Below are 11501 nucleotides of genomic sequence, written 5' to 3'. Positions count from 1 at the left end.
GATGCTGGGTTTAGAGAGAGCATTGAGAAGCTTGCAATTCATGTTGAATGAGCCGAGTTAAAGTCTGGGTAAATTGTTGGCCTTGTTCGCCAAAGAACCAGTCCACATGACCGATAATCCAGTCGTAATAAGCCGCATCTGCATGGTTGAGGTTGTGGGTAATACCCACAAAATACTCCAGCTCTGAAAAAGCGAAATCCAGATGCACGATTTTCAGCAGTTCTGGCAAAATACTAAAATCTTCTTGTGGATGTACTTTGGAAAAATAAGCATGTAGAAAGGCAGTTAAACCGGCCTCATCAATCTGAATATGTGAGTTCTGCTCTAATTCCAACCAATCAATGAAATTACGTTCAATCGTCACAGCCAGATCATAAAGTGCAGAGTTTCGGTCAGATAAACCAAAATCAATTACGGCAGTAATTTCAGCTTTGGCATCCGGCGCTGACCAAAACAGATTAGAAGCGTGTAAATCGTTATGGGTCCAAATTTTGCTTGCCTGTTGCAATACAGGCTGAATACGCTGGTGAACCTGTAAGATTCGATCTAAAAAGTAAGGATCTAAATTTTTATCGGCAAAATAACGGCTTAATTCTGAACTGTTTGCAATGCGCTGTTGAATGGCTGTAATGATATTTTCACAGTCTAAAAGCTGCTGATTGGAAACCAAATAAGATGCTGATCTGCCCTGCTGTTCGGGAAAATCCTGCATCGCCAGATGTAGTCTGGCCAGTAAAGCCCCTGCCTTGGCGGCATGTTCAGCATAGAAAAAAGGTTTCCAGGATTGCTGATCTGCATACAGATCTAAACCGGCTGCTTTTGCATAGACTTCATACGTCCAGTCACCCAGCTCTAAAGCAGTCAGATCTTGATTTGACCTAATCAATGCTGCAACAGGAATTTCTTTGCTGGCTAAATGCTGAAGAACGGCATGCTCCTGTAAAATATCGTGGGCACGACGAAATGAACAATGACTGCGCTTGATCAAATACTGATGCGCGACTGCTTCATCCCTGCTCACAAAATCCTGCTCCACCTTGACCAGCGCCGCAGATGAAAATGGCCGGGGACTACACCACAAAATCTGAATATGACCTTGTAAACAGGAATAATGCTGCTGCAGGCTTTGTAATTCTGGATCAGAAATATGTGCCCAGTCTTTATGTTCCCAGGCATTGCCCATACCATGACCTAAATCATCAGTCATTGTGGTCATTATCAATATTCCTGAGCCAGATCATTATGTAATAATGGAAAATCATTGTTTAGGCGAACATGCAAACAGTATTTTTAAATACATTTAATATTGAAGACACGCCCTAAAATTAAGTGGTACATACCAGTATTAAATTGGAGGCAAGTTTAGCCTTATAAATATAAAAATAAAATAGATCTCTCGCATAAATCAAAAAATGATCTTCTTTTTGGTTAATATTCGAACTCCAGATTTCTTAGCATTCGCGCATAATCTGCGGATGAAATATATCGATTCAAACAAGCTTTCTTATCCTCAGTTCAAGCGATAACGTAGTTTTGAAATGTACCGTAATTCATTTTCATGACTTCACTACGTAGCTCTTTAAATCCCTGTTTATCAGCAGCAAATTCCACCAGTGATTCATTGTTCAGATCAGTAACACATGCCATGGTCGAATGACCTGTACACTTGAATGATTTTGGTCTTTAATGAAGTTCTTTAACGGCTCAGTATGGATTGCCCAGGTATCGAAGTCTTTCATCTGTATCTGACGAACTTCAATGTCATTGATTTTGATGCTTCGATTCGTTTCTAAAAAAAAATCATTCATAATGATGTCTCAAATTAGATTTTAATGACAAAAAAATACCCTGATGGTTATCCCATCAGAGCTAAATATAAAATTATTTATTTCTTAATTTGAAATACTTTGATCAATCAGTTTCTCAATAATATTAGAGGCAAGGCAGAGTAAAACTTGAAGTGCGACATAAACCACCTAATTAATTTAAAGGGTATGGAGTATATAAAATTGTCATACCATCATCTTAACTTTGAAGATCGTACTGCATTAATGCTTGAGTCAAGAAAAGAAGGCTTTTCACCAAGAAAATTTGCCGAACTCATTAAAAGACATCCAAGTACGATCTATGGTGAGCTTAAAAGAAATAGTATCAATGACGTTTATCAAGCTCGATATGCTTCTGATAACACCTTCGCTAGACGTAGACGTAGTCACAGAAAGCTCAAAATCGATTCAATCCTCTGGAGATTTATTGTTGAAGCGATCCGTTGTTTATGGTCTCCTCAGCAAATATCGAAGCGTTTAAAGACAATTCCTGATTTGGATCAAACAATGAATGTAAGCCATACAACGATTTATTCAACGATACGAGCATTACCAAAGGGTGAGTTGAAAAAAGACTTATTATCCTGTCTGCATCATGAAAATAAAAAGCGAAAAGCTAACGGTGAACCTAAAAAAGATTCTATATTACAGGATATTAAAACTATTCATGAGCGCCCAGCCGAAGTTCAAGAAAGATACCGGGTCATTGGGAAGCCGATTTAATTAAAGGTAAAGACAATAAAAGTTCGATAGCAACACTTATTGAACGAAATACACAGCTCTGTATCTTGGCAACATTATCTGATGCAAAGGCAGAATCAGTGCGCAAGGCTTTAACTAAAGCTCTGAAATATTTACCTGAGAACTGCGTGAAACGTTGACCTATGACCGTGGACGTGAGATGGTAAAATTTAGGCATAGATGTATATTTCTGTGACCCACATTCACCATGGCAAAAAGGCACATGCGAAAATATGAATGGTTTAATTAGGCAATATTTACCTAAAGGGATTGATTTAAATCAGGCAGATCAGCATTATTTAAATCAAGTTGCCATGCCATTGAATACTCGTCCTAGAAAAGCGTTAGATTGGCTTACACTATTAGAGAAATTTTCTCAGCTTATTGATTATCATAAGGCTTTTGAAACTATCGCACCTCATGTTTGAATTCGCCCGCCTAAGGTGCTTTGATTCAGTTCTATTGAAGCTTTAAGATAATTTTCAAGCTTAATCTATACAGGTATATTTTGTTGAATTACGTTTTTTTATTAAGATATTTAAGGGAAAATTCTTACGGAAAAAATGTTTTTTATCACTGAACCATATACAAGTAGCTAAATTATCGTGCAATTTTTCAACCATCATTGGATGACTACCGTAAACTAGGTAAACAATATCACCAATATAGATATTATTCATCTTTAGTCAGCCAAGCATAAGATCAAAATTCTGAAACTTCTGATAAATAAATTAATGCCATCAATTGAGAACTTTTTTTAAGCTGAGAAAGCATTTATAAAGTCCAATTAAGTCCTTGTCCCATTTCATAAATAATGAGTATTAATGCAATTACCATTAGTGAAATCACAATGGCTTCGACCTTAGTGAGCATCTTAAATTCTCCACCTTTCATCTTTTATATAATAAACAAAGTGAACAATAAATAACAATAAGGTTACAAAAAAATTACTGGATGTTACAAAGATAGGGCTGGTAAAGAAAAATCTCTCAGAGGAGGTGCTAATTCTTTTCAAACTTAACCTTATGTACTGGGCGATGTCCTATATAAGACTCATGACCTACTGCGATCATATCAACACCACCTTCTTCTTCTAAACTTAATAAGAAAGTATGGACACCCTGCATGTCATTTAACTCAATATTATTGCTGATCCATTTCATCGTACCTGGTTCCATATTGTTTATTTCTTCTTGGATTTTATTGTAGGGGGGATTACCGCAGTTGACCATTTGCTATGCTCTTTTTATAATTTGCCATTAAATTATCTTCGCTATAAAAGATTTTTAAGAAAATCGGTCTGTATTTGGCCAATTAACGCTACAAAAAAAACTCATCCGATAAGTATTCTTACCTAAACCCAAGGTTCTATAACTTGGATCCTGAATATCTTACATACGCAGACATAGCTCATACATCGGAATTTAAACTTAGCCTCTACACTGAAATTAAGTTTTAGAAACATAGAGGAAATTCAGATGGAAAAGTATTCAAAGATTCTAATCCTGAGCTTATTTGGATTTACTGGAACAGTAGCTATTGCAGATGAATCCATTCCAATAGAAGCAACTGCCGCCGCCGAAGCACAACAGGTTGCTTTAGATTATGGAAATGAGAAAGACAAAAAATCTGAATCATCTGAAAGCCCTTAATTAAAGGAATGCCGGTCAGTTAAGAAATTGACTGGCATTTTCTTGGGTATTTCTGTGGTGTCCCTTTCATAACTCGTGGGCAACTCCTCACTCCCTCTCAGGCAAAACATATCTCTTAGATTTTTCCAGTAAACTTTCTAAATGTTTAGGTAAATTACCTGCGGAGTCTAAAGAGTCGAATCTTAATATATTCAGAATGCCAATAGATGCAATATGAAAGCTGGTTCTCAAAGGACTGACTTTTGCACGTTGAGCCATATGTTTCATTGTCTTCTTAGAATATTATAGGCAATACCCCCCATAATTCTTGATAAACTAAATCAGGTTGCTTGCTCCTCAAATGCTTGCCCTCCTGTAAATCACTTTTGATTTCTCGGTAACACATTTTTATTTCCCAGCGCTGAGCATAAAGCTTCGCCAAGCCTATCAGTGGATATGTCTTTGGGTCCATTAATAAAGTGATATAACGTCTAATTTTCCCTGCCTGCTTAACCTCAATCAAACGCGCTTCCCAATACCCTGTTGCCATTAGAGGCCAAAAGCCGCTGTAAACTGGATCCTGAACTAAAAATCTATAATCAGGAAATCAATAAAGAAGAATAGAAATTAAGTATGGATTGGCAGTCTAAAAACTTTCAAAATGCTTTCAGAACGTTATCGCAATAGAGCTAAAAGCCCCCCTTTTGAGATTCAATCTAGTTGCTGGAATTTATAATTTGCAACTGAGTAAGAATGATTTATGAAGGCGTTCTAATGCTAATCTAAGAAAATAAAAAAAATCCTAAAACCATTTAACTTCTTAGGATTTGAATGGGCAGGATATAAATATAAGCTTATGCTTGAATATCTAAGGTCATTTCAATTTTGTCCTGTGACCAGATTTCGATGTCATATTCAATCACTAGATCATCTGATTTTGAAATACGTTCAATATAAGTGGCGGTTTGACTTAAAGGAATACCTAAGTGCTGGCTCTCAAAATGAGACACACCGGTATTTTTAATTTTTAACTGACTACTCGTGTAATTATAATGAAAGTGATTTTTAATGACATCTTGGACCGAAGTAATCACATTATAATTCAGCACATTTGGAAACAGCGCAACAGGTAAATAATTATATTCTAGAAGTACAGGTACATCATCAGCATAACGTAAACGAATAATTTCAATAAAGCCCAATTTACGATTTTCTTCACTAAAAAGATTACTGTGATCCAATCGCTCCAACTGTCTGGTCGAGATTAGTTCAGTTCTGACATTAAAACCCTGTGCCTTCATATAAGAACGAAAATTTTCAATTGAGTTTGGAGAATATTGAATTTTTTTATTACTCACGAACCAGCCGAGATTTTGCCGTTTGAAAATTTTATCTTCGGCACGAAGCTGTTCATAGGCCTTACGCACTGTTTCCCTTGAACAGTCAAACTTTAATGCCAAGTACCGTTCGGATGGAATCATTTGATTAGAACTATAATTTTTCAATTCAGCCTCAATCAAATCTCTGATTTCCATATACTTCATTCAGTGAATCCAGTGAGTGCTCATAAATGATAAAGATAGTACTAAATTAAAGAACAGAGGAAAATTAAAAACAAGGTACGATCAGTAAAAAAATGCATTCCCTTGTTTTAATGAGAATGTTTAGCAGCATGATTAATACGTGATTCTGAGAGAATATCGTTGTCCATTCATAATGTTATCATTTATGCAAAAAGAATAGACTAAATTTGTCTAGGAGAGTGGTGACGGTTCAATCTAACTAAAAGGCATCTACCAAATAGCGGCTATTCGTAATAGTCGACTGAGAAAATCACGTACCTTGATTCTAAGCAGTTATTGCCCACCTCCATACTAGCACGTTTCCTGGCACAGTCCCTATCTGTACACTTGAATGCCTTTGACTATCTAAAGGTAATCTTTAAGAAAATGGGATTTATAGGGCAATATACTAAGATCTCTAGATCTGTTGAATTCGGCAAGCTCACTGAGTGTGGTTCCGTAACGTGACACTAGGTAACGTCTTGGGCTGCTGTCTGTAGGCAAAAATTAAAGCTGTGGTTTAAGGCTGGCATATTTTAAGATTTATTTTAATTTACCACTGATGTCTGGATTTTTAGCTAATTATACCATATCCAAAAAACATATATTTACTAATAATTGCTTAGGCTATTTATTATAAAAAACAACCATATATCATTGATATATGAACATTTATTTCTATTTTTTCTATAGACATAAATTAATTAATTTTTTAGGCCCCCATACACTATCTAAGCTGAGTCAATTAAAACCTGGTATAAGTCAATGTCACATTGACTTATAGAAATAATATTTAAAAACCTTTTTTTATTTTGAATTAGGGTGTCATCAATTAGCTTGAGAAAATCCTACCGGTCCTCATAATTTCTTCATGAATAAACGCTATGCATTAATAGATGATTGGTGGGAACAGGTTAAAGATCTGTTACCTGGACGAATGGGTACTGTTGGAGTAACGGCCAAAGATAACCGACTATTTGTTGAAGCGCTATCGTTCAGGTATCCCGTGGCGAGACTTACCCGAACGCTTCGGTGATTTTAGAGTAGTGCATACTCGTTTTAGTCTTTGGGCTAAAACAGGTGTGTGGCAGAGAGTCTTTGAAGTGCTGTCACATGACCGTGACAATGAATATGTCATGTTAGACTGCACCCCATTGTACGTGCTTACCAACACAGCGCTGGGGGGAAATCAGGCGAATAGGCGCAGTAAAGGGGGCTTAAGCACCAAAATTCATGCCCGTACTGATGCTTTAGGCAACCCGACAGGATTTTATCTCACGGATGGGCAGGTTCATGACTTAAACGGTTCAGATGTGTTGCTGGACTTATCGTTGAGCCAGACCTGGCTTATGGATAAAGCCTACAACTCCAGGGATCGGGTCATTGATCTAATTTTAGAGGCGAAGGGTCAAGTTGTGATGCCAGCGAAAAGTAATTCTATTGATCAGCGTGATTATGATTGACATATCTACAAGGCAAGACATCTGATCGAGAAATTTTTTGCCAAGCTCAAACAATATCGTGCTATTGCCACACGCTATGATAAATTGGCTCAAAACTTCTTATCAGCGATCTATCTGGCTTAATTGATGACACGCCCTAGTTTGAGATTGTCAAAAAAAAGTGTAGCAAATTGCTACACTTTTTCACTTTTCTGAATAAGCTGTTTTAAAAAATCTTCTAGTTGTAAGAGACTAGCTTCGTCAATTTCCGAGATATTCAGAGAAACCTTAAGCTGTTTTTGATTGAGTTTGATATTCCCCGCAATCTTACCTGCATATTCAATTTTTCTAACCACAGATGTTGTGGTCAGTTTTCCTGGATCCTGACTCAATATTTTTTCAGCATAGGCAGTAACTTTACTTTGCTCTAGTTTTTTGTCTTTTACTTTTTCCCAAGCCCCTAGCAAAGCCTTTTCGGCCTCAGAAAGTTGCTCTATATGATCCGACAGAAATTTTTTGAATGCAGTTGCAGCAGTACGACCTAGTAGGCCTGGTTCCACATCAAGGTCATTTAAAATTACTTGAGGCAGTTTTTCGTACGCTAAATACTTGTACATATCTTCGCGATTTAAACCCAGTGAATTGGCTAAACGTTGCTTGTTTTTCTTTAACTTCTCATCAAGTGAGTTCAGGCCAATAAAAATTTCATAATCTGTCAGGTCCTGACGCTTTAAATTCTCTGCTAAGGTTAACAAAGATGCTTCTACATTATTCGCATCAATGATAATGGCTTCAATCACAGACTTGCCGAGTAAATGGTGCGCCCGTAAGCGCCGCTCGCCTGCAATGAGTTCATATTTCAGATTATCAAGTTTACGCACTGTAATGGGCTGCAAAAGACCGACTTCGTCAATGGAATCCGCCAGTTCTTTTAATTGTGACTCTTCAAATAATTTACGCGGCTGGTTTGGACTACGGCTGATATCCTCAATAGGAACATTACGTCTAAACTCTTTCAGCTCTCTAATATTGTCTTTCTGTGCTTGCTGATGTTTTTCTGTATTCTGTTTCAGTTTCTGAGCTAAAAGCTCTTTGGTGCTTGCCATAATACTCTCAGGTTTAAACTTTAGCTACAATTTCATTGGCAAGGCTTTCAAAAGCCTTACGTACTTTTGAATTTTTTTCTACGTTCAAAAGTGATTGTTGCAGAATCGCTGCTTGATTAACTTTAGTACTTTGAGGAATGGTAGTCTCTAAAAGTTTTCCTACCTGTTTCAAGGCTTCATTCCGAATCAGCTTACAGACATTCTGACGTTCATCATGCTTAATTAGTAAAGCGCCTAAAAGCTCTAAATCTGGATTAATACGTTTGATCTTTTCAAGATGATTTAAAAGATCTGTTACCCCATACAATCCATATTGTGATCCGGATTCGATAGGGATAATGACATGTGTTGAAGATGCCAGGGCATTGCTGGTTAATAATTTAAGACTAGGTGGACAGTCGATCAATATAAAATCATAAAGATCTTTTAACAGTTCTAACTTGATATTTAACTCTTCAGAAGGACGGGGAGCTTCTTCTTTTAGTTGGTCTTCAGTTTTTCCTAAATTCAAGGAACCATAAATTAATGATACTTTTTCAAAGTTCGTTTCTTCTTGTAATGCATCTGCCAACAACGAAATATCGCCCACTAGTAATTCTGCTGTAGTCACAACAATTTCGCTTGGATGTTGGATCCCAATGTGTAAACTTGCGTTTGCTTGAGGATCTAAATCAATGACTAAAACCTTGTTGCCCAGATTGGCAAGTTCTGAGGCTAGGTGCACAACAGTCGTTGTTTTGCCACATCCGCCTTTATGGTTAGCAACAGTAATAATTTTTGCAGACATGCGTGTCAGATGCTTCCGTATTTGAATGTTTAGTAATATAAATAACTTTCACTCATCTTACTATAGTTTTAAAATTTATAAATCCTATTTGTTCAGATGTAAAACAGCTTAAAAATAAATCTTTAACTAAGCTAGCTTAATTAATAATTAGAATAATTAGTTATTTAGCTAATTAATAATTAAGAGTACATTTTTATTATATAAAACAAATGCTTAGAGTTTTAAAAGTGGAAGGTTTGTCACCATAAAGTGGAAGGTCTGTCACTCTAAAGTGGAAGGTCTGTCACTCTAAAGTGGAAGGTTTGTCACTCTAAAGTGGAAGGTTTGTCACTCTAAAGTGGAAGGTCTGTCACTAGGGTGGAAGGTTTGTCACTGCTATTTTTTAAACCGCTATTTTTATTTAAAAATAATTTAAAAAACAATTATTTAATATGTTAATAAAGTCTCGTAACTAAGCCTTAAAGGTGGAAGGGTTGTCACTGTATGTTCTTAACCTGTGGATAATCTGTTTTTATTGGATATTTCCTGATGATTATATGTGCAGTTATACCTTTCGAATCTAACTGAAAGGTGGAAGCCTTGTCACATCAGGGTTTCTATTTAACTTAACCTATCTGAATGTGGGTGAAAAAAGTAAAAATAGTCATTCTAAACTGTAATTTCGGGGGCTAAAGGTGGAAGGTCTGTCACTGTAGGGTGGAAATACTGTATTTAATTCCACTTTAAAGGCAAAAAATCGGATAATAACGCTTTTTTTTGATGACGGACCTTCCACTTTTAGAATCTTGTGGTGAAAGTCTTGAAAGTTTTTCCACTTTTGTATATAAAAACTAAGTCAAATTATAAATATCACGGTTATGACAGAATCTGAACCATTGCAAGAAGAAACGAATTATATTCCCTACTGTATAGGCAACATTCGCCATAATGGCGTTGTCAGTACCAGTAACCGCTTAATTCGCCCAATCGAGTTGTCATCCAATGAATATAAGGCACTTCTATATGCAATGGCGGTTGCGAATTATAGTGAGAAAAATAGGGTAGATGGTGAAATTACCGAACAAACTTATATTTATTTGTATAAGGATGATTTGGCAGATTTACTAGGATTAAATAAACGTAATTCAATTAATGTTGCAATAGATCGGATCTATAAAGAGCTTTCATCCCGGGTAGCTCATTTTATTATTGAGGAGCCTGCTGATAATGGTAAGAGAAAGACTAAAAAAGTACATTCTGTCGTTCCCATTATCCGTGAGTTAAGATGGGAAGATGACTCTAAAAATGCGATTCAGATTCGTTTTACTAGTGAGGTGTTGCCGTATTTCACTCAATTGGCTGGGGGTAATTTTACTACCTATCAGCTAAAACATCTTTTTGCCCTAGATTCTGTTGCCAGTATGAGTCTTTATACTTATTTCATTAAAAACGAATTTAAGTACGCCAATCAAAAGAGTTATGAAGTGCCATTGCTTTTAGAAAACTTGAAAGCACTGATTGATATTAATGAAACCAAATATGATCGCTGGGTAGATTTTAGACGCTATGTATTAGACAAAATAGTGGCAGAAATTAACGAAAATACAGATCTACAATTAGAGTATGAAACCGTTAAGAAAGGCCGTCCAATTGTAGGTGTGAATTTTAAACTGCATCATCGGATTGCTGATAAGGCACTGGATGAAATTGCAGTGATTGAAAAAATCTATCTTGATGTTCCATTTGAAGACAATGCATCCGTAAAAGAATTAGGGGCTAAATTCGATACGAATGTACGTTCTTGGTATATTTTTAATAATGATGAAAATTATCAGCAGTTCAAGAAGTGGTTTAAAAAAGTAGGATGCCTCACTGACTCTCAAGCAAATATTGTCATTAATGACACTTTATTCCAAATGGAATTTGCTGAAATTGGTATGGGGCTGAATGACTTTAAACGAAATATGAAGCATAAACTTAAAAATAATCCGGAATTCGTTCAAAGTATTCGTGAAAGACTGAATGATATTTTTGGTAAAAAGCTGATCTAGCGAAAAGTGTAGCAACTTGCTACACTTTTTTAGATATATGTTTGTAAAGAATACAAGTGGTAAGGACCCTAGGATAAAAACGACTCTGTTGCATAAAGGCTTTAGAGATAGATCTTCCCTAAGTTATCCAAATTCAAGTGACAACTTGGGTATGAGGTCTGCCTAATTCCTTAAATCTATTCAAAACGTAAGTGTTCGCTGAACACACCTTATGAATTCATCCTATAAGCCTTAATTTAGTCCCCACTTAAAAACAAGTGGGGACTAAATTTATGACTACAAATAACTAGGGTCTGTTGACATTTACTGTTCATAATTAACCCTATAAAGGTAGCCATAAAAATATACAGGCTAAAGCAACAGAACTTTGATAATT

8 protein-coding genes and 3 pseudogenes are annotated in these 11501 nt (G+C 36.1%); 4 read left to right on the top strand and 7 right to left on the bottom strand.

The genetic code is table 11. The features are described from left to right. Positions 1–10: 10 nt before the first annotated feature. Positions 11–1216, bottom strand: a complete 1206-nt coding sequence (locus NI464_RS11910; RefSeq protein WP_253138654.1) for a phosphotransferase enzyme family protein — start codon at positions 1214–1216, stop codon at positions 11–13. Between the two features lie 409 nt (positions 1217–1625). Beyond that, positions 1626–1808 (bottom strand): hypothetical protein, encoded by a 183-nt coding sequence (locus NI464_RS11905; protein ID WP_253138651.1) that lies wholly within the window; start codon positions 1806–1808, stop codon positions 1626–1628. 186 nt (positions 1809–1994) lie between these two features. On the opposite strand from NI464_RS11905, the pseudogene NI464_RS11900 reads away from it, so the two are divergent. Next, positions 1995–2995, top strand: a pseudogene (locus NI464_RS11900) (IS30 family transposase). 573 nt (positions 2996–3568) lie between these two features. Here the strand turns inward: NI464_RS11900 and NI464_RS11895 are convergent. Continuing rightward, a complete protein-coding gene (locus tag NI464_RS11895; RefSeq protein ID WP_171260806.1) occupies positions 3569–3745 on the bottom strand; it encodes a hypothetical protein in 177 nt (58 codons plus the stop codon). 300 nt (positions 3746–4045) lie between these two features. On the opposite strand from NI464_RS11895, the gene NI464_RS11890 reads away from it, so the two are divergent. Next, complete coding sequence (locus NI464_RS11890) at positions 4046–4219, top strand: hypothetical protein (protein ID WP_004281965.1); 174 nt, start codon at positions 4046–4048, stop codon at positions 4217–4219. A gap of 19 nt (positions 4220–4238) precedes the next feature. Here the strand turns inward: NI464_RS11890 and NI464_RS15925 are convergent. Together NI464_RS15925 and NI464_RS11880 are read right to left on the bottom strand one after the other, a co-directional pair. After that, a pseudogene (locus tag NI464_RS15925) lies at positions 4239–4736 on the bottom strand (IS4 family transposase); the annotation flags it as partial. A 316-nt stretch (positions 4737–5052) separates the two neighbouring features. Beyond that, entirely contained in the window at positions 5053–5742 is a 690-nt protein-coding gene (locus NI464_RS11880; RefSeq protein WP_253138649.1) for a GntR family transcriptional regulator, read from the bottom strand. A gap of 889 nt (positions 5743–6631) precedes the next feature. Here NI464_RS11880 and NI464_RS11875 point away from each other — a divergent pair. Further along, positions 6632–7346, top strand: a pseudogene (locus NI464_RS11875) (IS5 family transposase). A 50-nt stretch (positions 7347–7396) separates the two neighbouring features. Here NI464_RS11875 and NI464_RS11870 read toward each other — a convergent pair. Both NI464_RS11870 and NI464_RS11865 read right to left on the bottom strand, forming a co-directional pair. Continuing rightward, a complete protein-coding gene (locus NI464_RS11870; protein WP_004647773.1) occupies positions 7397–8308 on the bottom strand; it encodes a ParB/RepB/Spo0J family partition protein in 912 nt (303 codons plus the stop codon). Positions 8309–8321: 13 nt separating this feature from the next. After that, positions 8322–9095 (bottom strand): ParA family protein, encoded by a 774-nt coding sequence (locus NI464_RS11865; protein WP_004647772.1) that lies wholly within the window; start codon positions 9093–9095, stop codon positions 8322–8324. Positions 9096–9952: 857 nt separating this feature from the next. Here NI464_RS11865 and NI464_RS11860 point away from each other — a divergent pair. Next, entirely contained in the window at positions 9953–11125 is a 1173-nt protein-coding gene (locus NI464_RS11860) for a replication initiation protein (RefSeq protein ID WP_253138647.1), read from the top strand. Positions 11126–11501 lie beyond the last annotated feature (376 nt).

It is taken from the genome of Acinetobacter lwoffii, assembly GCF_024129685.1.
GTDB lineage: Bacteria > Pseudomonadota > Gammaproteobacteria > Pseudomonadales > Moraxellaceae > Acinetobacter > Acinetobacter lwoffii_X.
The sequence above is the reverse complement of the archived record's forward strand: the minus strand, read 5'-3'. Positions and strand labels throughout refer to the sequence as shown.